This is a genomic window from Faecalibacterium sp. AF28-13AC, from assembly GCF_003478405.1.
In the GTDB taxonomy this organism is placed as follows: domain Bacteria; phylum Bacillota; class Clostridia; order Oscillospirales; family Ruminococcaceae; genus Faecalibacterium; species Faecalibacterium prausnitzii_E.
In genome coordinates, this window is record NZ_QUFG01000007.1 from 168,363 (window position 1) to 191,587 (window position 23,225).

Genomic DNA, 23,225 nt, shown 5'->3' on the forward strand with positions numbered 1-23,225 from the left:
TTAGCTCCGGATCTCCATCATCTTGGTCTTGAGTTCGTCCTCGATGCGGGTCAGCTCCTGCTCAGCCGCCACCCGCTTTGCGCGGCCCTCGTTCTGGATCTTGTTCAGCTCGTCGAGGGTCTCGATGAGGCTCTTGTTCGTCTGCTGCAGCGTCTCGATATCGACCACGCCGCGCTGGGACTCCCTGGCCGTCTCGATGGTGCCCATCTTGAGGGCCTCGGCGTTTTTCTTGAGCAGGTCGTTGGTCATATCGGTGACGGCGCGCTCAGCCTGCATGGCCTTCTGGGTGTGGGCCAGCCCCAGCGCCAGCACCATCTGGTTCTTCCACAGGGGGATGGTGTTCACGATGGTGGACTGGATCTTTTCGGCCATCATGGTGTTGTTGTTCTGCAGCAGGCGGATCTGCGGGCCCATCTGCAGGCTGATGTTCCGGGTCAGCTCCAGATCATAGAGCTTCTTTTCAAAGCGCTCGCACTGGTCGGCCAGGTCGCGGGCGGCCTGGGCATCTTCGGGCAGGCCGGAGGTCTTCGCCTTGTCCATGGCCTGCTGCAGCTCGTTGGCGCGGACCTCGGCCAGCTTCTTTTTGCCGGCCAGGATATACATGCTCAGCTCCTTGAAGTAGGCCATGTTCAGGTCGTACATCTTATCCAGCATCGCGATATCCTTGAGCAGCTGGACCTGATGGCCCTCCAGCATGGACTGGATGTTTTCCACATTCGTCTCGGCCTTGCTGTACTTGGTCTTGAGGTTGTCCAGCTGGTCGCCCTTCTTCTTGAAGAAACCCAAAATGCCCTTCTGCTGTTCTTCGTTGGCGTCGAAGTTCTTCAGCTCTCCGATGAGGTCGGTGATCATGTCGCCCACCTCGCCCAGGTCTTTGGTGGAGACCTTGGAGAGGGCGGCTTCGGAGAAGTCGCCGATCTTTTTCTGGCAGGCGGAGCCATACTGCAGCACCTGCTGGCTGTTGGTGATGTCGATCTTTTCTGCGAAGGAATCCACCATTGCCTGCTCCTCCGGGGTCAGCCGGACTTCCGGTGCGGCGGGGGCGGGGGCTTCCTTCTTCTCCTCCACCGGCGCAGCAGCGGGAGCGGGGTCCAGCGTCAGAGTGGGTACTGCGGGGGCATCGAGGTCAAAATTCAGGGTATTGTTATCAGCCATTGTTGATTCCGTCCTTTCCAGTTCCAACAGCGCCTGCCGCACGGCGGCCTGCGCCGGTCTTCCGTTATAAGCCCTGGCCCTTGAGCATGTTCTGCAGCACGGTCAGGTCTGCCGAGAGGTCCATGCTCTCCGCCGCATAGAGGGCATCGAGCTGGTTTTCAAATGCCGTGGCAATGGACGCCGCATTGTGCTCCACTTCCGCGCGGATGGAAGCGGCGTTCTCGCCCTTGACGCCCTGTCGGGCCAGCCTGGCGTACTGCTGCAGCACGTTCACGGCATCGGGCAGGTAGTAGTTGGCGAACCGACGCACCTGTTTGGCCTTGGCGGGGCTGGCCTCCACCGTCTCCACGATGGAGCGGCCCGCTTTTTCCATCCGGGTCATCGCCGCCGAGAGGTTCGGGTCCGGCAGGGCCTCGTTCAGGGCGTGGAGAGTATCCAGCTGCTTCTGCATCCCGGTGAGCATGGCGTCCACATCGTCCACGCCGGTGTGGAAGGGCACTTCATGCTCCACCACGCGGGGCGGGCAGATTTTTTTTGCCGCGCCGAACGCCGCGCAGGCACCGCCCAGCGACACCAGCAGCGCCCAGAGCTGATACACCGGCAGCACCGCGCAGAGCACCACGAACACCAGCGCCGCCGCATACCACGGCAGAACGCTGGGCTTTGAGGTGCGAATGATCTTGCTCATGTTTCGAACTCCTTGTCCGGGAGCCTGCAGCTCCCTGTATGGTTCCATAATAAAGCCTTTTGGGAAAAACGCAAGCGTTTCACGAATAATTTACAGCTTTGAAATCAAGATTTCATGGCTTGCCCTCTCAGTCATCGCTCTGCGATGCCAGCTCTCCCATAGGGCGAGCCCTTGGCAGGCCGGGCAGGTCTGTGCGTTGTCGCCTGCGGCTCCTGCACAGCCGGGCTTCGCGCTCAAGGCAAGATCCAGCGTTCCAAAGCGTTCCCCCAGATCTCTTTCAGCTGGTCGGGGCGGCAGGCGGCGTTGGCGGGGCTGGTGCTGGGCAGCTTGACCGCCGGGATGCCGCTGATGGGTTCCAGATAGTTGGTATAAATCTTATAGGCCGTCGCCCCGTTGCAGAACACCGCCTCGATGGGCGCTTTTTCCAGCAGCCCTGCGATGTCGTTGGGGACCACATCCCGGATGGACGCATCCGACGCCCCGGTGATGGTGCAGCGCTCCAGCGTGTCCCACAACGCCAACCCATGGCGGAGGATGATCTGCTTTTTGGCCTCGATGTCCTCCCGCGCGGGCACGGCTTCCCCGGTCAGCGCGGCCAGCATGGGCCAGAAGCGGTTCTGCGGGTGGCCGTAATAGAACGCCATCTCGCGGCTTTTCGGGCTGGGCCAGGTGCCGAGGATGAGGGCGCGGCTGTGCTCATTGTAGACCGGCGCAAAGCTCATTCCGCCACGCCTGCCTTTTCCATTGCGTCCCAGGCCGAGCCAAGGTCGCGGCCGGAGGGCACAGCCTTCGGGCCGTCGAACCAGAGTTCCTCGATGAGAGCGGCCAGGCCATCCTCCCGCACATCGCCGATGACGCGGTCGGCCGCAGCCTTTGCGTCGGCGGTGCCGTTGGCCATGCAGCAGCCGAGGCCCGCCGCCTTCAGCATCCCCACATCGTTGGCGGAATCGCCCGCCGCCACGGCGTCGGCCAGGGTCAGGCCCATCTTCTCGCACAGGTCCGAAAGCCCCACGCCTTTATCCATACCGCCGCGCACGACGTCGTAGCAGCACCAGCCGTCTCGGCCGACGCCGCCCGTCTGCATGAAGTGCAGGCCCAGATGGCCGAACTTTTCGTGGAAGCGGGCCAACTCCTGCGGCGGCATGACCACGAAGGCCGCGTGGGGCATGTCGATGAGGTGGCGGTCCTGGTCCTCACCATCCAGGCAGGTCAGGCCGCTTTTCGGCAGGGAATCGTAGAAGCTCTTCAGCGCATCGTACTCGCAGTAGGCGTAATAGGCATCCCGGTAGTTGAACTGCAATGGGTAGTTGTAATCCTCGCAGAAATCCACGAGGGCGTACATTTCCTCGTTGGTCAGCGGGTGTTCGGCCACGACGGTGCCGTTTTTGTCCACGACACAGGCCCCGTTGCAGGTGATGGCGTAATCGAAGCGGATGCCGCCCAGCTGCTCTTTGTTGACGACGCAGTACCCGCGCCCGGTGCTGAGCACGAACCTGCCGCCCGCCGCCTGCATCTTTTTCACAGCCCGGACCACCGCCGGGTGGGGCTTCGGCTCCCCGAAGGGGACCAGCGTGTTATCGAAATCACTTGCCAGAAGTTGATATTGCATGGTGTTCTCCCTTGCTTTTATAATATGTTCCAGTATACCACAAAAAGCCGCCCTGAGCAATTTCAGGACGGCAGATCAAATAATAGATCCGGCTCAGCCCACCAGCGCGACCACGAGCTGGATGCCCACGCCCACGGCAGCGCCGGAGGCCCAGGTCAGGCCGGTGATGAAGAGGTTCTGCTTCCAGGAGGGGTTCGCCCGCCAGAGCACCGCCAGGCCCACGCCTGCGCCGGTGCACAGGCCCGCCACCAGGCTGGAAAAGCGGAGGGCGCCTTCAACATAGAGCTGGGTCAGCAGAACGCTGGCCGCACAGTTGGGGATGAGGCCCACCAGCGCCGAGAACACCGGCTGGAAGAAGCCCATCTGGCCCAGAACGTCCGCGAACACATCCTCGCCCACGCCCTCGACGATGAGGCCGAAGAGCAGGCTGAACCCGAAGATGAAGACGAAGATCTCCAGCGTATGGCGGAGCGCGGCCTGCCAGATGGGGCGTTCATGCCCCTCCTCGTCATCGTGGGTCTCATGGCAGTCGATCTCATCGGCGCTGCCGGTGTAGCCGCCCCGCAGGGACTTGGGCAGGATGCCGCGGAGCACGAAGTCCAGTACCAGACCCACTGCAATGGCGTACAGTACCTTGATGACCATCAGCAGCACGAGCTTATCCCAGTACGCCGGCATCGAGATCAGCAGCGGCACCGCCTCGTCGCTGGTGGCGATGAACACCGCGATGAGGGTGCCCAGCGAGATGACGCGGGAGGCATAAAAGTTCGATGCAATGGCCGAAAAGCCGCACTGCGGCACACAGCCCAGCAGCGACGCCGGGATGGCCCCCCAGCGGCCGCTACGTTCCAGCACGGCCTCGATCTTCTCGCCGTGGCGGTGCTCAACGTATTCAATGAACAGATAGGCCAAAAACAGAAAGGGCAGCATCTTGGCCGTATCGACCAGGCTCTCGCCCAAAACATCCAAAAACAGTTCCATACGGGGTTCTCCTTGCACCGGAACGGCGCTTCAGTTTTATAAATTGCAAATTGATTGCGTTTTCGTGCAAGGGAGATTATACATGGTTTCGGCGCAAATTGCAAGAGGAATTTGCAATTTATTTGCGTTTTTCTATTTTTCCTTTTTGCTGCGTAGGATATGTTCTCTTTTGCGTGCCAAAAGAGAACCAGAAAAGCCGCTTTGAGAAGCTCGGCGGTGGCGAAGCCATGAAAGCCCCTGCGGGGCTTTTAAGCCGACGTCCGGTTTGCGAAGCAAATGCCGCGTGTTCAGCGCGGCAAGGACGGGAGGCACGAATCAAGGGCTGCTCGCCCTTGATAATCCCAAAGAAGAAGGCCCTGCCAAAAAATCGGGCGGTGCGCCAGTCGGCGCAAACGCTTTTCCGATTTTTCGACAGAGCCGATTTCAATTTCTGCTTACCCCTTCAGAGGCACAAAGCCGACGAGGTCCTTGACGACCTCGCCGCCGATGATGAGGCCGGCGACCGACGGCACAAAGGCATTGGAGCCGGGGACGGAGCGGCGGATGGTACACTTGCGCTGGGTGCCCGGCGGGCAGATGCAGTGATTCTTGCAGCTGATGGAATCGTCCTCGATGGGCGTCATGGCAGGCTCCTTGGAGTAGACGACCTTCAGGTGCTTGATCTTCCGCTTGCGGCACTCGGTGCGCATGACCTTGGCCAGCGGGCAGACGGAAGTTTTGTAGATATCCGTCACCTCAAAGCGGGTGGGGTCCATCTTGTTGCCTGCGCCCATGGCACAGATGATGGGCGTGCCCGCCTCCTTTGCCTTGACCACCAGCGCGATCTTGCCGGTGACGGTGTCGATGGCATCCACCACATAGTCGTACTGGGTGAAATCGAACTGGTCCTGCGTCTCCGGGGTAAAGAAGGTCTTGTAGGTCGTGACCTTGATGTTGGGGTCGATCTCGTGGATGCGCTGTTCCGCCACATCCACCTTATATTGCCCCACCGTCTTGCGAGTGGCCACGATCTGGCGGTTCAGGTTGGTCAGGCAGACCTTATCGTCGTCGATGAGGTCCAGCGCACCCACGCCGCTGCGGGCCAGTGCCTCAACGGTATAGCCGCCCACGCCGCCAATGCCGAACACTGCCACGCGGGAATGGTGCAGCGTTTCCATGGCTTCCTTGCCCAGCAGCAGCTGGGTGCGGGAATACTGATCTTGCATAAATACTCTCCACTTCTTGTTCCGCTGCGCCTGTTGTTTCACTTGCCCGACGCAGTTGTTTTTCGTTTACTTCCGAACGTTCCCACGCCTGCAGCCTGAGCGGGTCACTTTTCCACCCGCACGATGGTACCGCCGCCCAGGACCACATCGCCCTGATACAGCACCACCGCCTGCCCCGGCGTAGGCGCGCGCTGCGGCTCGTCAAATTCCAGCCGGAACCGATCCTCGCCCGCCGGGTAGACGGTCGCGGCCTGCTCGACCTGATGATACCGGGTGCGGGCCGTAACCCGCAGCGGGGCCGTCAGCGCCGGGATGGCGATCCAGTTGACCTCCTCGGCGTAGACGATGCGGTCGAACAGGCTTTTCTCCGGGCCGACCGTGACCGTGTTGGCCTGCATATCCTTGGCGCAGACGTAGACCGGTGCGCCCATGGCAAGGCCCAGACCCTTCCGCTGGCCGATGGTATACCGCACGGCCCCCTTGTGGGTGCCCACTTTGCGGCCTGCCTCGTCGAGGAAATCGCCTGCCGGGTAGCGCTTGCCGGTGAAATCTTCCATGAACTTTTCGTAGTCGCCATCCGGCACAAAGCAGATGTCCTGGCTGTCGTGCTTGCGGGCGTTGATGAAATGCTGCTGCTCCGCGATCTCACGCACCTCGCTCTTGTGCAGTGCCCCCAGCGGCAGGCGGACATGAGCCAGCTGCTCCTGTGTCAGGTTGTAAAGCACATAGCTCTGATCTTTTCCTTCGTCCAGACCCTTCTTCAGCAGCCAGCGGCCGGTGGCCTCGTCCTGCTCCACGCGGGCATAGTGGCCTGTGACCACATACTCCATCCCATGCTCCCGCGCCCAGGAGAGAAGGTGGTCGAACTTCATATACCGGTTGCAGTCGATGCAGGGATTCGGGGTGCCGCCCGCCTCATAGACCCGGATGAATTTTTCGATGATCTTTTCCCGGAAGTCGGCGGTGAAATCCAGCACCTCATAGGGGATATCCATCGCATACGCCACCTCGGCGGCATCTTCGATGTCCTTTTCCGAGCAGCAGGTGTGAAAGCCGGACTGGCCCAGCGTCTCGTTGCGGGTGAGCCGCATCGTGATGCCGGTGCAGGCATAGCCCTTCTGCTGCATCAGCCAGGCTGCAACCGAGCTGTCTACGCCGCCGCTCATCGCAATGAGCGCACCGGGGCGTTTTGCATTCTGTGTTTCTGTCATTTTGTTCCTCATGTTATAACATACAAAAGCAGTAGTATTATACTACCGCACGTCCGTTCGCTTGTCAAGACGCAGCGACCTGCGCCGCTGCGGCCAGAAGTGCCGCTTTCTCATTGGGGAGCTGCCCGGTGAGCACCTGTTCCAGCAGAGTATCCAGCACCCGGCGCAGCCCTGGCCCCGGCCGGACACCTGCGTCCATCAGGTCCCGGCCATTCACGGCCAACTGGTTGATGCGGCAGCAGGCGTTCGTTTCCACCAGCCGCGCGGCTTCCTGCTGCAGCGCGGCGAACGCTTCAGCTTGTTCCGGATGCCGGGCACTGCACAGGGCCGTCAGATCCGTAATCGTGGCAAGGTCATAGCGGCTCAAAAACCGCCTGGCCGTCAGCGTCAGCGCAGCGCCGGGCATCTCGGCAGCTGCCTCCCGAACCAGCGTCGCCACCGTACCGGTCAGGGCGTTGGAGCACTTGAGCCGCCTGAGCGCCGCTCTTGCACCGGCTTCGCCCAGCGGGCACAGCAGTGCAGCCAGCCGGACCGGGACGTGTTCCATGCCCGGTTCCAGCGCGTCGAGGATGCGTCGGCTTTCCGGAAGCTCTGCCGCATCCAGTTCCGGGAAGATGACCGCCAGCACCTCCGCTTCCAGATAAGCTCCCGGTGCCGGAGCTGCCAGCAGACGGCTCAGTTCCTCCGCGATGCGCTCTTCGGACACGCAGTCCAGATGGCGGCAGAGCGCTCTGGCCGCCTGCCCGGTGGCCGGGTCGATGGCAAAGCGGAACCGGGCCGCGAACCGGTAGAGCCGCAGGATGCGCAGGGCGTCTTCCTCGAACCGGCGCTGCGGCTCCCCCACCGCCCGCACGATGCCGGCGGCAAGGTCGTTCTGCCCGCCGAATGGGTCGATGAGCCCTTCTTCGGCGTTATAGGCCATGGCGTTGATGGTGAAATCCCGCCGGGCCAGGTCTTCTTTTACGTCCGGCACAAAGGCGACATGGTCCGGGTGGCGGCCGTCGGAATACGCCCCCTCGGTGCGGAAGGTCGTGATCTCGTACAGCTCCCCGCCGTGTTTGACGGTCACGGTGCCGTGCTGCAATCCCGTCGGGATGCAGTGCGCTTCCCCGAACAACTCCAGCACCTGTTCGGGGGTCGCGCTGGTGCAGAGGTCCCAGTCGTGCGGGGTCTGGCCAAGCAGACTGTCCCGCACACAGCCGCCCACCGCATAAGCGGCATGGCCCGCCGCATGGAGGCGCGTCAGCAGGGCCGCTGCACCGGGGTCCAGCGGGAAGGAAATGGTCTCAGCTGTCATGAAGGTTCCTCGTCGTATCGCAAAATGATCTGTTGTCCGTCCACGCCGCATTCCACCGACGGGAAGGCCGCTTCCGCCGCCGGGCGGGCTGCTTCCGGGTCGGTGATGATGGGCGAATAGTGCATAAGCCAGAGCCGCCGTACCCCGGCCCGCGCCGCCAGTTCAGCGTCCTGCCGGAAGGTGCTGTGCCCATACTGTTTCGCCTGGGCCTGCTGCGCATCGTCCGGGTAGGTGGCATCGCAGAGGAGCAGGTCCGCATCCTGTGCGGCCTGTTCCAGCGCGGCGCAGGGGGCCGTATCGCCGGAAAACACGAACCGCAGCCCCCTGCGGGGTGCGCCCAGCACCTGTCCGGGTGCAATGGCCGTCCCATCTTCCAGAGTGACCGGCTCCCCGCGCTGCAACGATCTCCACTGCTGCACCGGCACCCCCAGCGCTCTGGCTCTGGCTGGGTCAAAGCGGCCTGCGCGGGGCAGGTCCAGCCGGTAGCCCCGGCTGGGGACCCGGTGCTTCGTCCGGAAGGGCAGCAGTTCGGCCCCCACCGGCCAGCCGGGAGCCAGCGTTTCCAGCCGGACGGGGTCGGTGCCCAGCGGCACAGCCCGGATGACATAAGGCTGGGGGCCGGTCAGGGTGCGGATGGCGCCCCAGACCGGCTCCATCCCCTCGGCCGGGCCAAAGATCGTCAGCGGCCGGGTGCGGCCCTGACAGCCCAGCGTTTGCAGCAGGCCGGGTAGACCGAAGATATGGTCGCCGTGGTAGTGGGTCAGGCAGATGGCGTCCAGCTTCATCAGGTTGACCCCGGCGCGGCGGGCAGCGGTCTGGGTGCCCTCGCCGCAGTCGAACAGCAGGCTGTGCCCGCCGCATTCAGCCACCGCCGCCGTCAGGGCGCGGTCGGGCAGTGGCATGGTGGCCGCTGTGCCCAGCAGAGTAATGGTCAGCATAAAAAGTCCTCCGTATCGTTCCCCTTTAGTGTACCACACTTCGCCCCGGTGCACAATCGGCGCAGCGGGTGCATAGGCTGGGGCAGATGATGTTCCGGAAAGGAGGATGCGCCATGCAGCGCAAGCAAGGTTCCCGCAGGTCTTCCCACGCTCCCCGTCTGATGCTGCTGTTGCTCTTCGCCCTGGTGCTGGCCGTGGCGGTCGGGCTGTTCAGCTGCGCGTTCCAGCCCATGATGGCCGCCCGCGGGACGATGCTGTTCCTGCCTGGGGTGTAAAAAATTTTTCGTGAAATTTCAGATCTTCTCTTGACTCCGGCAACGAGATCTGACCGCATGAAAATAAGCCGCACCTGCGAAGGCGCGGCTTATTTTTATGCTCAGGAAAGCCGATTCAGCCGGACGGCCACATACGGGTCCGGGAGCTTGAGCTCGTCGGCCAGGTCCTCTTCGGTGTCGTATTTGTCCCCGGCCAGGCCGACGACCACACTGCACACCGCGTATCGGCCGCTGGGCGAAAGGGCGGTGATCTTTGCCTCGCCGTCGGCCACAGCCGTCACGACGCCGTTGGCGTCCACCGTGGCAACGCCCGGATTGCTGGTGACCCAGGTGATGGGCACACTGCCGCCGCTCTCCACGGCCACCGTGGCGCACAGGGCCTCCTGACTGCCCACCGTCTTGAGCAGCAGGTCTGCCTTGTTCAGTGTGACCTTTCCGACCTCGGATGTGACCGTGACGGCGCACCGCAGCGCCTGCCCGTTGGAAGCAAACGCCGTGATGGTGGCGCTGCCCGGCTTCTGGGCTGTCACGACGCCTTTGTCATCGACCGAGGCGATGTTGGGGTCGCTGCTGCGCCACTGGTACACATAAATAAAGGAATGGTCGCTGTTGGTCAGTGTGAGCTGCTTTGCGGGGTGCAGGGCATCATACTGCTGCACCAGTTCCAGACTGGTCTCGCTGAGGGTGGGTTTCTGCGCCTCGGCCTCCTCCCCCTTGCGGGTGACGGTAACTTCGCAGGCGGCGCGGTCGCCGTGGTCCGAGATGGCGGTGATGGTGGCCTTGCCCACACTGCGGGCCGTCACCTTGCCGTCACCGTCCACGGTGGCCACACTGGGGTTGCTGCTCATCCAGACGATGAAGTAATAATCGCTCTGCCCGCCGGTGTAAAGGTAGGCTTTGGGGCGCGGGTCGTCCGCCGTGATCTCCAGCTCCATCTCGGTCACTTCCAGCGCGAGCTTTGCGGAACGGTTCTCCGCACGGGGCGCTGCCTGCGCCGCCAGCGGCGAGAGGGTCAGCGTTGCCCCCAGCAGCAGGGCACAGAGCGCCCGTCCCATCGGGTGAAAAGAATGTCTCATAGGGTCGAACGTCCCTCCTTTTTCGCTTCAAAGAATTGGAGTGCCGCACACAGGTACTTTTTCCGCGTCATGATCGTTCTCACTTTCGTTTCATTGTACACAGGATGCAAATTCTTTTCAAGCCGTTCGCCCTAAGAGTTCACAATTCGAGCCGCTTTTTGTGGAAACGCATAGTTTTTTGCAGCAAAAACTGTGCAAAAAATCCCATCCGGACCGTGTCTTTAAGCCGGTTCCTCCGTGTAATATTGGGCCTGTGCGTTCCACAACTCATAGTATTTTCCGGCGGGGTCGGCCAACAGGTGCTCGTGGGTGCCCTGCTGGATGACCTCACCGTGGTCGAAGACGGCGATCTCATCGCAGAACTTGCAGGAGGACAGCCGGTGGCTGATGTAGATGGCCGTTTTGTCCCCCGCGATCTCGTTGAACTTGGCGTAGATCTCCGCCTCGGCCACGGGGTCGAGCGCGGCGGTGGGTTCATCCAGGATGATGAAGGGCGCATCCTTGTACAAAGCCCGCGCGATGGCGATCTTCTGCGCCTCACCGCCGGAGACGGTCACGCCGTTCTCGTCCAGCTCCTGATACAGCGCCGTGTCCAGCCCCTGCGGCATCGCCGCCAGCCGTTCCCCGAAGCCCGCCTTTTGCAGGCAGTCGGTCACGCGGGCGGCATCGTATCCGGTGCAGGCCGCGACATTCTGGCCCAGCGGGAGAGCCAGCAGCCGGAAATCCTGAAAGACGACCGAGAAGATGTCCATGTACTCGTCGTAGCGGTACTTCCGGATGTCGATTCCATTCAGCAGGATGACCCCCTCGGTGGGGTCGTACAGGCGGCAGAGCAGCTTGATGAAGGTCGTTTTGCCGCTGCCGTTCATCCCCACCACGGCCAGCCGCCCGCCGACCTTGAACTTCATGTTCAGGTGGCGCAGGGCGTACTGCGCACTGCCGGGGTAGCGGAAGGAGACATCCCGGAACTCCACTGTATACTGGCGGTCGCTCCGTTTTTCGGTGGTCAGGCTGCCCTGATACATGTTGTTGGGCAGGTCGAGGTAATCGAAGATGTTTTTCATATAGACGCCGTTGATCTCCATCTCGGCCAGCATGTTCACAAGGGTGACAACGCCCTGGAACAGGTTGGCGGCCGCACCAAGGTACTGCGTCACGGCATCCAGACCGAACGCCCCGCCGCAGGCCTTGAGGCAGACGAAGAGATAGACCAGCCCCATCAGCAGCGCCGGCACCGCCGAGGAGGCCGACCGGAAGATCCCCATCGCGCCCCGGCGCAGCCTCGCGAAGTCATCCCACAGACCCACCATATAGCCGCTGACGACATTCTGGTACTGGTCGTACATCCGCAGGTCGGGGGCGTTCTTCGGCTCTTCCGGCAGGGTGAGCTGGACGTGGAACATCCGGTTGCCCAGCTTTCCGGACTCCTGTAGCAGCGGCATATATTTGGCCGCCTGCCCCGCGAACACGGGCGACAGGCAGGCGGTGCAGACCATCACGGCCCAGAACGCCGCCAGAAACAGCGGGTGCCCCAGAAAGGCCAGCCGCCCATCCGGCACCGCCGCGGTGAACAGCCCCCAGCAAAGCACCACGCCGCCCAAGATCTGGAACAGTGCCGTGGCGATCTTTTCCACCAGCAAAATGCAGATCGTGCCGCCCGCACCCGATAGCCTGGCGTCCTGCTGGATCTGGCTGTACATGTCATAGACCCGCTGGCTGTCCTCATCCACGTAGTCGAGGGACATCTGTTTGTCCATATACGTTCGGGTCTGCCGCTGCCAGAGGTCGTCCGTTTCCGCTTCCTTCCAGTGGAGCGCCGCTGCGCGCAGAAGGGTCAGCACGGCGGTCGTGCCCAGGGTCCAGAGCACCCAGACCATCAGCCGGTGCGGGTCCCGCCCGCCGGACAGTTCGCCCACCAGCTGGGCCGACAGCCAGACCGTGGCATAAGGGCTCAGCGCCGTGAGGGCGGCACTGGCAAAGGTAGCATAGAAAAACTTCGGCGACAGCTTCCAGAAGATGTTCCACTCCCGCCAGGCGTACCGGCACCCCTGCCGGATGGTGATCGTTTTGTTCGATGCGCTCATGCTTCGTTCTCCTCCCGGTAATACTGGCTCTGCACCTCAAACAGGTCGGCGTAGCCGCCGCCCCGTTTCAGCAGCTCTTCGTGGGTGCCCTCCTCGGCCACCCGGCCGTCCTTCAGATAGAGGATGCGGTCGCAGAAGCGGGTGGAGGCCAGCCGGTGCGAAATGAACAGGCTGGTCTTGCCTGCTGTCATCTCGTTGTATTTCTGGTAGATGTCGTTCTCGGCGATGGGGTCGAGCGCGGCGGTCGGTTCATCCAGCACCAGCACAGGCGCGTCCTTGTACAGCGCGCGGGCCAGCATCAGCCGCTGGGTCTGCCCGCCGGACAGCTCGATGCCGTCTTCGTAGACCTCCCGGCCGATCTGCGTTTCCAGCTGTTTGGGCAGGCTCTGCACCTTTTCGGTCAGGCCTGCTTCGTCCAGGCAGTGCCAGACGCGGGCCTCGTCGATGCCGGTGCGGCACTGGGCCACGTTCTCGGCCACGGTGGCCGACAGGACCGAGAAATCCTGGAACACCGCCGCGAACAGCTTGTAATAATCCCGGCGGTTATACGGGCGGATGTCCTGCCCATTGAGCAGGACACGGCCCTCGGTGGGGTCGAGGAAGCCGCAGAGCAGCTTGACCAGCGTGGTCTTACCCGCACCGTTCAGACCCACGATGGCGAGGTTCTCGCCGGGGCGGACGGTCAGGTCGAGCTTGTGGATGGTGTCCTTCTCCGCGCCGGGGTACCGGTAGCTGACCCCTTCGAGCCGCAGCTCATAGGGGGTATCCAGCCGCTTTTCCAGCGGGAGGCCGTCCTCAAAGCGGAACGGTTCCGGATATTCGAGAAATTCCCGCACGGTAGAGATGTCGAGACACTGCTTGTGCAGTTTTGCAAACTTTTCCAGAATGCCGCTGACCCACTGGGCAAAACCGGTGGCCGCGCCGAAATAGAGCAGGAATTGCGAGACCGGCAGGCCCTGTTCCAGTGTCAGCCAGATCAGGTAGGCATAGGCCGCGCCGTTGCGCACCAGCAGCAGGGCCAGGTCGATGACATTGGCCCAGAGGTAGGCCGTCTCCCGCCGGAGAAGGAAGCCGTGGTAGAGCCGCATCGTGCTCTCCCAGAGTTCTTCCACCCACTCCCGCAAGCCGAAGATGCGGATATCCTTGCCGTACTGCCGGTCGGTGGCGACCTTCTGCACGTAGGCCAGCCGCTTCACATACCCGGCTTCCTCCTCGCGGTGGCGGTAGCCCCACTCGTTGATCCGCCGGGACGCCAGATAACTGACGACCGATGTGGCGCAGACCAGCAGGCAGAGCCAGGCGTTCAGGCCGGACAACAGCAGCAGGTAGGCCCCGAAGCCGAAGAGGTTGGTCAGGATCTCGCCCCAGCTCACCCAGAATGCTTCGACGGACTCATTGTTGGTGCATCCGGCCCGGTCGGCCTTGGCGCTCAGATCCAGGAAGCGCTTGTCCAGCAGGTTCGGGTAGGAGGTGCCGGCCCGCTTGCGGGCCGAGAGGTCCAGGATATCGACCCGGACGTTCATTTTTCCAAAGAGATTCCGTTCGCTCAGATAACTTTGCAGGAAGGTCAGTGCGACCAGCAGCACGGAAAAGCCGCCAATGACCGCCAGCAGACGGCCCAGCGCCATCCCCTGTTCCAGCACCCGGAGCACCGCCGGGGCAAACAGCAGCTCCGCGATGGTCCTGCCCGCCGTGACCAGCGCCAGCGAGAGGCCGACCGTGAACACCGTCCAATGTCTGCCCCGCCATGCCACGCCCAGCATATAGGCCGTGATCTGCCAGAGGTCGTATTTGGGTTTTTGCTTCGTTTTGTTCGTTCCCGTTTCCATGTGGGATTCCCCTTTCGTTCGTCTGGGCCTATCCTACCACAAAAAATCGTCCCCGGCACAGATCGGGGACGAACGGTTCATTTTGGGGGATGAATTGCAATGGTTTCCTTGGTACAACCTCTCCGTTGTACAACCTCTCCGTCCATGCTTCGCATTGCCACCTCTCCTTGTAGGAGAGGCCTTGGCAGTCCTCGCAAAGTCTCCGGTTTCGCCAGAGGCTCTCCTACCAGGAGAGCTGTCGAGCGCAAGCGAGACTGAGAGGTTGTACAACGGAACACCTTCCAATTTCATACTTGCGGGATCAAAATTTCCGTCGTGAAGGCTCCATCCTCGCTGTTGCGGCTGAGGTAGCCGTCCAGTTTTTCGACGATGGCGTCAATACGCACCAGACCGAAGCCGTGGCCCTCGCCCTTGGTGGTGGCGAACCGCCCGGCAAGTTTTGTCTGCTTCTGGCTGGCCGTGAAGTTGGTGAACGAGATGTAGAGCTGGGTGCCTTTCATATCCATGTACACCCGGATGAGGCGTTCGGCTTCGGGCAGGGCGGCGCTGGCATCCATGGCGTTGTCGAACAGATTGCCGAGGATGCAGCAGAGGTCCAGCTCGCTCATCTTCAGCCGGACCGGGATGTGGGCATCGATCTGCACCGGAATGTTCCGGCTCTTCGCGAGGGAGATCTTGCTGTTGAGGATGGCATCCGCCATGGCGTTGCCCGTCTTGACCGCAAGGTCCACGGTGTTCAGGTCGGTATCCAGCTGGTCAAGGTAGGCCCGGATGCCTTCCAGATCCCCCTGTGCCGCCAGGACCTTCATGGTCTGGATGTGGCCGCGGTAATCGTGCCGCCAGCCCCGCATCTGGCGGTACATGTTGTCCACCTCTTTGTAATGCGTCTCGATAAGCTCACGCTGGTAGGCTTCGATGCGGTGATCCAAAAGCCTTGAAAAAAGTTTCAGCATCTGTTTTCCCTTCCTCTGCCTCATGTCCTCTCGATGATGGCCCGGTTCAGCGGCTCATAGCTGCCGCGCGGCAGGGGCAGCACTGTGCCGTCCGCCAGAACGACCTCCTTTTTGGTCACGCGGCGGATCTGCTTCAGGTTCAGGATCATCCCCCGCCCCACCCGGAAGAACTGCTCATCAAGCTCTGCCTCGAACTCAGCCAGCGTCCGCTTGAGGGTATAGTCCTGTCTGGCGTGGACGGTCACATAGTTCTGGTGCACATCCAGATACCGCACCTCATACAGCGGCAGACGGATCATCTCGCCGGAACGTTCAAGGTTCAGGCAGCGCTCGTTCCGGCGGTGCTTCTCCCACGCGCGGTCAAGCACGGCACAGAGCTTTTCGGAGCGGACCGGCTTCATCAGGTAATGGAGCGCGGCCACATCGTAGCCCTCGGCGATGTAATCCGAGTAGCCGGTGATGAAGACGATCTGCACGGCTTCGTTCTCCTGCCGGACCGTTTTGGCCAACGTGACACCGTCTGCGCCGGGCATTTCCACATCCAATAGTAATAAATCAAAGTTTTTATCCTCTGCGTAGCAGAACAGGAACTGTTCCGCCGAGGAAAAGGCCCGGCATTCCAGCGCGACGCCCCGCTGCTCTGCCCAGTGCACCACGATGCCGCGCACATAGTCCGCATCCGCTGCGCTGTCGTCGCACACCGCTGCCCGATACGCCATCCTGTTCTCTCCCCTCTGTTATCTTTTTTCCGATTATGACACATTTCCGGTGTGATTGCAACAAAAAAAGAGGCTGCAACACTCCCCCAGTCACGGCGCTGCCGTGCCAGCCCCCTCAGAGAGGGGGCCTTGGCGTGGCGGTAGGCCGGAAAAGCCTCCCTCTTTGAGGGAGGTGTCATCGCGCAAGCGATGACGGAAGGAGTATCGCAGCCTCTTCGGCTGGTTCTTAGTAGTTGTGCTTCTTCAGCTCAAAATAGCTCTGGGGATGTGCGCAGACGGGGCACTTGAGGGGTGCGGACTTGCCGATGTAGGTGTAGCCGCAGTTCCGGCACTGCCAAACCTGCTGCTCCTCGCGGGCGAAGACCTGATTGTTCTTCAGGTTCTCGGCCAGCTCGCGGTAGCGCTCCTCGTGCTCCTTTTCGATCTGAGCCACCATGGTGAAGAGCGCAGCCAACTGGGGGAAACCCTCTTCCTTGGCCTCTTTCGCCATGCGGGGGTACATCTCGGTCCACTCGTCGTGTTCGCCGCCCGCTGCCATTTCCAGGCAGGTCATGGTGTCGGGGATGGAGCCGCCGTGCAGGGCTTTGAACCACATCTTGGCGTGTTCCTTTTCGTTGGCGGCCGTCTCCTCAAAGATCGCGGCCAACTGCTCGTAGCCTTCCTTCTTGGCTACGCTGGCGAAGAAGGTGTACTTGTTGCGGGCCTGGCTCTCGCCTGCAAATGCTTCCCACAGGTTTTTCTCGGTCTTGGTGCCCTTGAGTTCCATAATCCATGCTCTCCCTTATCGTTTGTGTGTATGTGCTCGCCTCCGGCTGCAACCGGGGCGTTCCTTCTGAGAGTATTATAGCAGAATTCGAGCTCAAAATCAAGAATAGTTCCTATTTATTTTGAGAATCATTTTCAATTAGTGCTGCTTCAGCGCGCAGACAGCCAGGCTGAGGGCGCTCCACGCAGCCTGATACATCAGCACGGCGGCAACGGACAGGGTGCCGATGCTGCCCGCATAGGTCAGCAGCACACCGATGGCCACCGAGAACCAGACCGACACCAGCTGCACCGTGGTGGCAGCCGTCTCGGCGTTCTGGGCCTGCTCGGCAGCGCGGAGACCGCCGATGAGGCTGACGAAGCCCTCATCGTGCAGCATACAGCAGCGGGCGGCGTTCTCCGGCTGCGCCGGGGCAGCGTTCAGGGCGTCGCACTGGTCCTGTTCCAGCAGGGTGATCATGCCCTCCGGCAGATGGTAGGCGTCGGTGATGTGCCTGGCGGTCAGGCTGGGGTCTTTGCAGGTGACCAGAAGGCGGATGTTCTCCTTCTGCAGCACTTCCAGCCCGCGGGCCGCATTCCGCCCGCCTGTGGAGCGCAGCACGAACATGGCGTGGAGATTGCCCGAAACCGCCAGATACAAGATCTGCAAGGTCCCATGCTGGGAGTGCTCTTCCTCGTACTCCGTTTCGGGCACGGGAACGCCCTCCTTTTCCATATAGGTGCGGTTGCCGATCAGGACACGGTTGTTATCGCACCAGGCCGCAAAGCCGAGACCGTAGTGGGTCTCCAGATCCTTGACGGGGTAGAGGATGTCGGTGCGGTCCTCAATGATCTGGCGGAACAGGCCGCGCAGAGTCTCGCAGCTCTGGTTCAGGATGCTGGCCGCATAGAGGATGGCGCGGTCGATGCGGCCCCCCTTGAAGATGCGGATGTCCTCCAGATTCACGCTGTCCGCAGTGAAAAGCTCGTCGGCGTCCACCTGCACGGTATCCACACCGCCCAGTTCTTCGATCGCGGCCCAGCCGGGAATGACCGCACCGGCAGCGGCAGCGCTCTTTTGCAGCCGCAGGGTGGCCAGACCGGCCACCAGCGTGGAGGAGAGCGGAGCGCCCATGCAGAGCATGGCGGTCATGGCCGCAGCCATGCCGTTGAGCCCGCCGCCGAACAGCAGGAACACCAGACCGCTGAGCACCGCAGCCCCCAGCAGGATGTACGACGTCTTGCGGGCGCGGCGCTCACTGGTGCGCTCGCCAAAGCTCTGTTCCAGCAGGGCGTCGTCCCACTGGACCGGGCGGCTGAGCAGGACCCAGGGGTCCTTTTCGTCCAGACTGCGGGCAAGCATCCGGATCAGGTCTTTGTCCTTGACCCGGAACGCCCCCTGCAGCCCGGCCGGGTCTTTGGTGGCCAGGTCGTAGCCGTTTTTCACAGCGGCCAGCTGCACCCGGCTGCCCAGCAGGGCCATGAACAGCCCCAGCGCCGCGATGCCGGACAGCAGCGTCCAGCTGGACGTCTGGTAGCTCCTGGCGTTGAGCAGGGCGATGGCGGCTTCCAGCGCCGCACCGCAGGCGGCCAGTGCAGGCATGGTGTCTGCACTGGGGCGGCGGTCTTTTTTCAGGCCGCTCAGGCCGTCCCGCAGGACGGGGTAGGCCACGGCCAGCGCCGCAGCCAGCACCAGCAGGTTGGCGGCGTAGAATGCCGCCGGAGCAACGACCGGGTCCAGCGAGGCAATGGGTGCCAGCAGGCCCGCCGCCGTCAGCCCGAAGTGGAGCAGCACCACAGCCAGGATGCCGCTGAGCACACAGCGCAGCGTGAGTTCTGCGCTCATCTTATGCAGTTTCTCGCCCACGGTTTCGGGGATGGACTCTTCGGCAGCTTCCTCTGCTGGGGCCGCAGGCGTCTCGGCTGCGGATGCTTCGCCGGGCGCGGCTTTTGCAGCCGCTTCCGCAGGCTGGGCAGCTTCGGCGGGTGCAGCATCCAGTGCGGAGACCGGCGCTTCCGGTTCCTCCTCAAGGCCTACCAACGGGATGCTCATGCTGTCGTCCATGCTGGGCGGCGTCTCCCGCGTGGGGGCCGCAGGCGCGGCTTCGTCGTCGCCTTCCCCAAAGAAGCGGAAGGGCTGGGTCGGCTCCGGTCGGGCCTCTTCCGGCTCCGGCCTGCGGGTCCGATCCTCGGCGAAGACCATCTTCGGCATGGCCGCGCAGGCCTTTTCCTCGGCCTCTAATGCGGCGGTCTCGACGCCCAACACCTCTTGCGGGGCAGGCGTGTCCGCTTCGGGCCGGGCCGGTTTCGGGGCCGGGAAGAGCAGGGCCTTGAGTTCCTGCATCTCGGCATGTTCCTTCTGCTCCTGCGGGGTCAGCGGGCCGCGCACATAGTTCTTCTCATATTTCGGCTGTTGCGGCTGCGGAGCGGGCTGCTTTTCGGCAGCCGACTTCCGCTCGGCCGGTGCGGCTGGGGCAGGCTGCACCGGCAGTTCCGGCTCCTCTGCCACAAAGAAATCTGCGGCCAGCTCCAGATCGGCCTTCGGCTCCGCGGCCTCGTCCTCCCCGCCCAGCCGGATCTCACCCGTCGGCGGAAGTTCCTGCGGCATGGCAGGCTTTTCGGAGGCAGGCTCTGCCTCCTCCTTGGCGCGGCCCAGGATGCGGCCCAGGATGCTGCTTTGGGTCTTCTGCTTTGCAGGCTCCTGCTTTTCGTCGTCCCGGTGCTTCATCTCATCGGGCACCTGCGCCACACTGGTGCTGAAAAAAGTGCGGAATTTTTCTTCCTTGGCTGCGAGGTCCTCCGGGTTCGTTTTTTCAAAGCCGTTTTTACGGGCATCATTCTTCGCCATTCGTTGTACCTCCCTGCTCAATCTCTGCGGAGCAGTCCGCGTTTATTCGCCTGCCCGCTGGCTCTGGATCTCATACAAAATGATGCCAGCCGCCACCGAGACGTTGAAGCTGTCCACGCCGGTGCCCTGTGCGGCCATATCCAGCCGCACCACGCCGTCGCAGAGCTTTTTCACCAGCTGCGAGACGCCGCTGCCCTCGCTGCCCAGCACCAGCGCGATGGGGCCGGTGAGGTTATTCTTGCGCAGGGGCACACCGTCCATATCGGCACAGTAGACGAAAACGCCCTGGTCCTTCAGGCGGCGGATGGTCTCGCCGATGTTGGCCACACGGGCCACGGGCAGGCGCTCCGCAGCACCGGCGCTGGATTTGATGACGGTGGGGGTCACGGAAGCGCCGCCCCGCTTGGGGATGACGATGCCGTGGGCACCGCAGAGCAGTGCGCTGCGCATCACCGCACCCAGATTGTGGGGGTCTTCGATGCCGTCGCTCAGCACGAGGAAGGGCGGCTCCCCCTTCGCCTTGGCCGCCGCCAGCAGGTCTTCCACCGTGGCATACTCGATCTCGCTGGCAAACGCAGCCACACCCTGGTGGCTCTCGGTGCCGGTCATCAAGCGGAGCTTGTTGGGGTGGACCCGCTTGACGGTGGCCCCGGCCTCCTTGGCCATGGCGGTGAAGTACGCCGCCACAGCGGGGGCCATGCCCTCGGCCAGCAGCACCGTATCCACGCCGGAGCCGCTCTTGAGCAGCTCGGTCACGGGGTTCTTGCCGTAGACCAGGCTCTCATTCTTCGGCGTGTCCTCCGCAGCGCGGCGGGGGCGGCGCGGCATTTTCTGTTCGTCCATTGTGTTCTCCTTCCATTTATCGAAAAGGGACAGGCCCTTTTTGTTTCACTGTTTACGAAATTCGACAGAGTGTCATAGTAAAGTATAACATAACCGCCCCGCCTTTGCCATAGGATTCCCCTTTTTTCCCGCCTGAATTTTGTTCCGGCCGGCAGAGGGCAGCCCCCTTGTCATTTTATCGGTATATTTTTTTCGGCAAAAGTTTTCCACATTCGAGTCCATATACACTTTGTAAAACAGGCTTTTCTTTTCCACATGTTGAAAACTCCGTTGAAAGTGTTCAAAAATCAAGCATCTGCGCCCACTTTCCGGGTGGAATTCCACACTTTCCACCTGGTTTTCAACCGTGAGGAAATTTTCCGTACAGAAGCCGCCGTACTTTTTGTAAAATTCAAGTCGGAAATATGACTATTTTTTGAACGTCTCGTTCCCGCATTTTGCCACAATCTCCAACATCATTTTGACGAACGGGAAACCATGTTGAAAATTTGGATTGATTTTATAGTTTGTTTGGGGTATACTAGCCTTACAGGTTCGTTAAGGGATACGCAAAGTCGCATTCTCAAACGACTTTTCACCCCAATAATATGAATTTGCGGAGGTAATGAATAATGTTGGTAAATGCAACCGAAATGCTCATCAAGGCACGCGACGGCCACTACGGTGTGCCCCAGTTCAACATCAACAACCTGGAATGGACCAAGGCTGTGCTGACCGCCTGCGAGGAGATGAAGAGCCCTGTCATCCTGGGCGTCTCCGAGGGTGCCGGCAAGTACATGACCGGTTTCAAGACCGTTGCTGCGATGGTCAGCGCAATGGTCGATTCCATGGGGATCACCGTTCCCGTTGCTCTGCATCTGGACCACGGCACCTACGAAGGCTGCAAGGCCTGCGTGGAAGCCGGTTTCTCTTCCATCATGTTCGACGGCAGCCACTACTCCATCGAGGAGAACGTGGAGAAGACCAAGGAGCTGGTCGCTCTGGCACATTCCAAGGGCCTGAGCATCGAAGCTGAGGTCGGTTCCATCGGCGGCGTCGAGGACGGCGTCGTGGGCGCTGGCGAGATCGCAGACCCTGCGGAGTGCGCAAAGATCACCGATCTGGGTATTGATTTCCTGGCAGCTGGCATCGGCAACATCCACGGTGTCTACCCGGCCAACTGGAAGGGTCTGGACTTCGAGGCTCTGGACCGCATCCACAAGGCCACTAACAACATCCCCCTGGTCCTGCACGGCGGCACCGGCATCCCCGACGAGATGATCGCAAAGGCCATCAGCCTGGGCGTCTCCAAGATCAACATCAACACCGAGTGCCAGCTGGTCTTCGCTGAGGCCACCCGCAAGTACATCGAGGCTGGCAAGGATCAGCAGGGCAAGGGCTTCGACCCCCGCAAGCTGCTGGCTCCCGGCTCTCAGGCCATCATCGACAAGTGCAAGGAGAAGATCGAGCTGTTCGGCTGCGCCGGCAAGGGCTAAATCCTCTCGCTCCACCAAAGAACAACACAGCGGCCCCGCAACGTTGGAATCTCCAACGCGGCGGGGCCGCTTTTACACCCGTTCTTCCAACCGGGCATCTTTTCCATAACGGTCAAACCGGAGCCACAGAAAGAACGCACCGATCAGCAGATTCGCGATGGTATAGGGCCAGACCGGAATGCGGACAAAAACGATCGACCCAAGCGCCAGACGCAGGAGTTTTCCGATTTCATAAAGCACCAGAATATAGAGTACCGTAAATGCCACCGCCTTCACCTGATGCTTTCTCGGCGGAAATCCGACCTTCTCCATTGCGCTCCGATAGAGGTAATAAAATCCAAGCACACAAAGACACAGCTGCAACAGAGAAGCCAGCGTAACGTCGATTTTGAAATCCGGCACGACCGCCAGAATTGAGGGTGTCATCACCAGTGAGGCGACACCGTATCCCCAAAAGCAAAGCACAGAGATCTCAAAGATCAGAAAATCGGGCCAGCGCAGTGGCTTCATGCTCGGCTTCACCTCATTCACAAAGGTTTCGGCGTCCGTAATAAACTGGAACAGCTCGCAGCCCTCTTCATTGGCTCGCATCGCGATGTCGATCAGATCGCTCTGGACGACTTCTACGCCACAGATGTCGAATGTGACACTGCGCAGATAGGCGATCACTTCTTTGAGCTGTTCCTGGCTTTTTTCAGTCAGCATTTTTGTACGCATCCGGTTTGTCTTTCGCAATGCAAAATACTTATTCATCTGGCTCCTCCTTAAAAATTTTTTCCACCAGCTGACAGAGCTGTCTCCAATCCTGCCGAAACTCAAACAGCGCCAGCCGCCCTTCCTCTGTTACAACGTAATATTTCCGACTTGGCCCCTTGGGGGAAGGTCTGCGTTCTACCGTGACCTTTCCCTGTTGTTCCAACCGCAGCAGCAGCGGATACAGTGTGCTTTCGCTCAGGTCTGAAAAACCGACCTGTTTCAGATTCATCACGATCTCATAGCCATAGGTCGGCTCTCTGCTGATGAGTTTCAGAACACAGAACTCCAAAATACCCTTGAGAAGCTGTGTGTTATTTTCCACCGGGGACTCCTCCTTTCCGCTATCTTGTATTACGTAGTAGCTTGTCTACATTGTATTACATAGTAGTGTTTCTGTCAAGCCCTGCTGTGTTCGCATTTCTGCTAAAGATCATACCGCATTTTTGTGCAACAAAAAACGCCCTAAGATTTCTCTTAGAGCGTTTCGTTCAAGTCGGCGACTACCTATTTTCACAAGCCGTTTCCAGCTAACTATCTTG

At 61.3% G+C, this 23,225-nt stretch carries 22 protein-coding genes; 2 read left to right on the forward strand and 20 right to left on the reverse strand.

The genetic code is table 11. The annotated features are described in order from the left end of the window. The 10 genes from DWY95_RS11720 to DWY95_RS11760 form a co-directional block, all read right to left on the reverse strand. Positions 1–1,155, reverse strand: a complete 1,155-nt coding sequence (locus tag DWY95_RS11720; protein WP_118553631.1) for a toxic anion resistance protein — start codon at positions 1,153–1,155, stop codon at positions 1–3. A gap of 64 nt (positions 1,156–1,219) precedes the next feature. Further along, positions 1,220–1,843 carry a 5-bromo-4-chloroindolyl phosphate hydrolysis family protein gene (locus DWY95_RS11725; RefSeq protein WP_118553632.1) on the reverse strand — a complete coding sequence of 208 codons (624 nt, stop codon included), beginning with the start codon at positions 1,841–1,843 and terminating at the stop codon, positions 1,220–1,222. Between the two features lie 233 nt (positions 1,844–2,076). Continuing rightward, positions 2,077–2,565: a DNA-deoxyinosine glycosylase gene (locus DWY95_RS11730; protein ID WP_118553633.1), complete on the reverse strand. Its 489-nt coding sequence runs from the start codon at positions 2,563–2,565 to the stop codon at positions 2,077–2,079. Then, a complete protein-coding gene (locus tag DWY95_RS11735; protein WP_118553634.1) occupies positions 2,562–3,452 on the reverse strand; it encodes an HAD family hydrolase in 891 nt (296 codons plus the stop codon). The genes DWY95_RS11730 and DWY95_RS11735 overlap by 4 nt, the downstream gene beginning before the upstream one ends. A 93-nt stretch (positions 3,453–3,545) precedes the next feature. Next, entirely contained in the window at positions 3,546–4,433 is an 888-nt protein-coding gene (locus DWY95_RS11740; protein ID WP_118553635.1) for a putative manganese transporter, read from the reverse strand. Positions 4,434–4,551: 118 nt separating this feature from the next. Next, positions 4,552–4,860, reverse strand: coding sequence for a hypothetical protein (locus DWY95_RS16900; RefSeq protein WP_147365971.1), 309 nt, complete (start codon positions 4,858–4,860; stop codon positions 4,552–4,554). A 7-nt stretch (positions 4,861–4,867) separates the two neighbouring features. Beyond that, on the reverse strand, positions 4,868–5,638 hold the full coding sequence (locus DWY95_RS11745) for a tRNA threonylcarbamoyladenosine dehydratase (RefSeq protein WP_118553636.1): 771 nt from the start codon (positions 5,636–5,638) through the stop codon (positions 4,868–4,870). 104 nt (positions 5,639–5,742) lie between these two features. Next, on the reverse strand, positions 5,743–6,849 hold the full coding sequence (gene mnmA / locus DWY95_RS11750; RefSeq protein WP_118553637.1) for a tRNA 2-thiouridine(34) synthase MnmA: 1,107 nt from the start codon (positions 6,847–6,849) through the stop codon (positions 5,743–5,745). Positions 6,850–6,913: 64 nt separating this feature from the next. Continuing rightward, on the reverse strand, positions 6,914–8,146 hold the full coding sequence (locus DWY95_RS11755; protein ID WP_243082740.1) for a CCA tRNA nucleotidyltransferase: 1,233 nt from the start codon (positions 8,144–8,146) through the stop codon (positions 6,914–6,916). Continuing rightward, positions 8,143–9,084, reverse strand: a complete 942-nt coding sequence (locus DWY95_RS11760; protein ID WP_118553638.1) for a ribonuclease Z — start codon at positions 9,082–9,084, stop codon at positions 8,143–8,145. Before DWY95_RS11760 ends, DWY95_RS11755 begins: the two co-directional genes overlap by 4 nt. A 113-nt stretch (positions 9,085–9,197) precedes the next feature. Between DWY95_RS11760 and DWY95_RS17095 the strand changes: the two genes are divergently transcribed. After that, positions 9,198–9,359, forward strand: a complete 162-nt coding sequence (locus tag DWY95_RS17095; protein WP_158577558.1) for a hypothetical protein — start codon at positions 9,198–9,200, stop codon at positions 9,357–9,359. Between the two features lie 101 nt (positions 9,360–9,460). Here the strand turns inward: DWY95_RS17095 and DWY95_RS11765 are convergent, their stop codons facing one another. The 8 genes from DWY95_RS11765 to rlmB all read right to left on the reverse strand — a co-directional run bounded on the left by DWY95_RS11765 (position 9,461) and on the right by rlmB (position 20,455). After that, positions 9,461–10,435: an Ig-like domain-containing protein gene (locus DWY95_RS11765; protein ID WP_243082742.1), complete on the reverse strand. Its 975-nt coding sequence runs from the start codon at positions 10,433–10,435 to the stop codon at positions 9,461–9,463. A gap of 221 nt (positions 10,436–10,656) precedes the next feature. Next, on the reverse strand, positions 10,657–12,519 hold the full coding sequence (locus tag DWY95_RS11770) for an ABC transporter ATP-binding protein (RefSeq protein WP_118553640.1): 1,863 nt from the start codon (positions 12,517–12,519) through the stop codon (positions 10,657–10,659). After that, a complete protein-coding gene (locus DWY95_RS11775; RefSeq protein WP_118553641.1) occupies positions 12,516–14,348 on the reverse strand; it encodes an ABC transporter ATP-binding protein in 1,833 nt (610 codons plus the stop codon). Before DWY95_RS11775 ends, DWY95_RS11770 begins: the two co-directional genes overlap by 4 nt. Positions 14,349–14,635: 287 nt before the next feature. Beyond that, entirely contained in the window at positions 14,636–15,301 is a 666-nt protein-coding gene (locus DWY95_RS11780) for an ATP-binding protein (protein ID WP_118553642.1), read from the reverse strand. 20 nt (positions 15,302–15,321) lie between these two features. Beyond that, entirely contained in the window at positions 15,322–16,020 is a 699-nt protein-coding gene (locus DWY95_RS11785; RefSeq protein WP_118553643.1) for a LytTR family DNA-binding domain-containing protein, read from the reverse strand. Between the two features lie 226 nt (positions 16,021–16,246). Next, positions 16,247–16,786, reverse strand: a complete 540-nt coding sequence (rbr, locus tag DWY95_RS11790; protein ID WP_118553644.1) for a rubrerythrin — start codon at positions 16,784–16,786, stop codon at positions 16,247–16,249. 138 nt (positions 16,787–16,924) lie between these two features. Further along, the gene (locus DWY95_RS11795; protein WP_118553645.1) at positions 16,925–19,612 is read right to left on the reverse strand and encodes a cell envelope biogenesis protein OmpA; all 2,688 of its coding nucleotides are present in this window, start codon (positions 19,610–19,612) and stop codon (positions 16,925–16,927) included. A 42-nt stretch (positions 19,613–19,654) separates the two neighbouring features. Beyond that, positions 19,655–20,455 carry a 23S rRNA (guanosine(2251)-2'-O)-methyltransferase RlmB gene (rlmB, locus tag DWY95_RS11800; protein ID WP_097792007.1) on the reverse strand — a complete coding sequence of 267 codons (801 nt, stop codon included), beginning with the start codon at positions 20,453–20,455 and terminating at the stop codon, positions 19,655–19,657. Between the two features lie 611 nt (positions 20,456–21,066). Between rlmB and fba the strand changes: the two genes are divergently transcribed. Then, positions 21,067–21,930, forward strand: a complete 864-nt coding sequence (fba, locus tag DWY95_RS11805; protein WP_118553646.1) for a class II fructose-1,6-bisphosphate aldolase — start codon at positions 21,067–21,069, stop codon at positions 21,928–21,930. Between the two features lie 72 nt (positions 21,931–22,002). On the opposite strand, the gene DWY95_RS11810 is transcribed toward fba, so the two are convergent. Together DWY95_RS11810 and DWY95_RS11815 are read right to left on the reverse strand one after the other, a co-directional pair. Continuing rightward, positions 22,003–22,683: a hypothetical protein gene (locus tag DWY95_RS11810; protein WP_118553647.1), complete on the reverse strand. Its 681-nt coding sequence runs from the start codon at positions 22,681–22,683 to the stop codon at positions 22,003–22,005. Next, the gene (locus tag DWY95_RS11815; protein ID WP_118553648.1) at positions 22,676–23,008 is read right to left on the reverse strand and encodes a PadR family transcriptional regulator; all 333 of its coding nucleotides are present in this window, start codon (positions 23,006–23,008) and stop codon (positions 22,676–22,678) included. Before DWY95_RS11815 ends, DWY95_RS11810 begins: the two co-directional genes overlap by 8 nt. Positions 23,009–23,225 lie beyond the last annotated feature (217 nt).

Excerpts from the sequence above, each read along its gene's own strand:
- DWY95_RS11735 (WP_118553634.1), bottom strand. The coding sequence starts at position 3,452 with ATGCAATATCAACTTCTGGCAAGTGATTTCGATAACACGCTGGTCCCC.
- DWY95_RS11785 (WP_118553643.1), bottom strand. The coding sequence starts at position 16,020 with ATGGCGTATCGGGCAGCGGTGTGCGACGACAGCGCAGCGGATGCGGAC.
- rlmB (WP_097792007.1), bottom strand. The coding sequence starts at position 20,455 with ATGGACGAACAGAAAATGCCGCGCCGCCCCCGCCGCGCTGCGGAGGAC.
- DWY95_RS11775 (WP_118553641.1), bottom strand. The coding sequence starts at position 14,348 with ATGGAAACGGGAACGAACAAAACGAAGCAAAAACCCAAATACGACCTC.
- DWY95_RS11725 (WP_118553632.1), bottom strand. The coding sequence starts at position 1,843 with ATGAGCAAGATCATTCGCACCTCAAAGCCCAGCGTTCTGCCGTGGTAT.
- DWY95_RS11810 (WP_118553647.1), bottom strand. The coding sequence starts at position 22,683 with ATGAATAAGTATTTTGCATTGCGAAAGACAAACCGGATGCGTACAAAA.
- DWY95_RS11795 (WP_118553645.1), bottom strand. The coding sequence starts at position 19,612 with ATGGCGAAGAATGATGCCCGTAAAAACGGCTTTGAAAAAACGAACCCG.
- mnmA (WP_118553637.1), bottom strand. The coding sequence starts at position 6,849 with ATGACAGAAACACAGAATGCAAAACGCCCCGGTGCGCTCATTGCGATG.
- DWY95_RS11770 (WP_118553640.1), bottom strand. The coding sequence starts at position 12,519 with ATGAGCGCATCGAACAAAACGATCACCATCCGGCAGGGGTGCCGGTAC.
- DWY95_RS11720 (WP_118553631.1), bottom strand. The coding sequence starts at position 1,155 with ATGGCTGATAACAATACCCTGAATTTTGACCTCGATGCCCCCGCAGTA.
- DWY95_RS11730 (WP_118553633.1), bottom strand. The coding sequence starts at position 2,565 with ATGAGCTTTGCGCCGGTCTACAATGAGCACAGCCGCGCCCTCATCCTC.
- DWY95_RS11740 (WP_118553635.1), bottom strand. The coding sequence starts at position 4,433 with ATGGAACTGTTTTTGGATGTTTTGGGCGAGAGCCTGGTCGATACGGCC.
- DWY95_RS11765 (WP_243082742.1), bottom strand. The coding sequence starts at position 10,435 with ATGAGACATTCTTTTCACCCGATGGGACGGGCGCTCTGTGCCCTGCTG.
- rbr (WP_118553644.1), bottom strand. The coding sequence starts at position 16,786 with ATGGAACTCAAGGGCACCAAGACCGAGAAAAACCTGTGGGAAGCATTT.
- DWY95_RS11760 (WP_118553638.1), bottom strand. The coding sequence starts at position 9,084 with ATGCTGACCATTACTCTGCTGGGCACAGCGGCCACCATGCCACTGCCC.
- fba (WP_118553646.1), top strand. The coding sequence starts at position 21,067 with ATGTTGGTAAATGCAACCGAAATGCTCATCAAGGCACGCGACGGCCAC.
- DWY95_RS11755 (WP_243082740.1), bottom strand. The coding sequence starts at position 8,146 with ATGACAGCTGAGACCATTTCCTTCCCGCTGGACCCCGGTGCAGCGGCC.
- DWY95_RS17095 (WP_158577558.1), top strand. The coding sequence starts at position 9,198 with ATGCAGCGCAAGCAAGGTTCCCGCAGGTCTTCCCACGCTCCCCGTCTG.
- DWY95_RS11780 (WP_118553642.1), bottom strand. The coding sequence starts at position 15,301 with ATGCTGAAACTTTTTTCAAGGCTTTTGGATCACCGCATCGAAGCCTAC.
- DWY95_RS11745 (WP_118553636.1), bottom strand. The coding sequence starts at position 5,638 with ATGCAAGATCAGTATTCCCGCACCCAGCTGCTGCTGGGCAAGGAAGCC.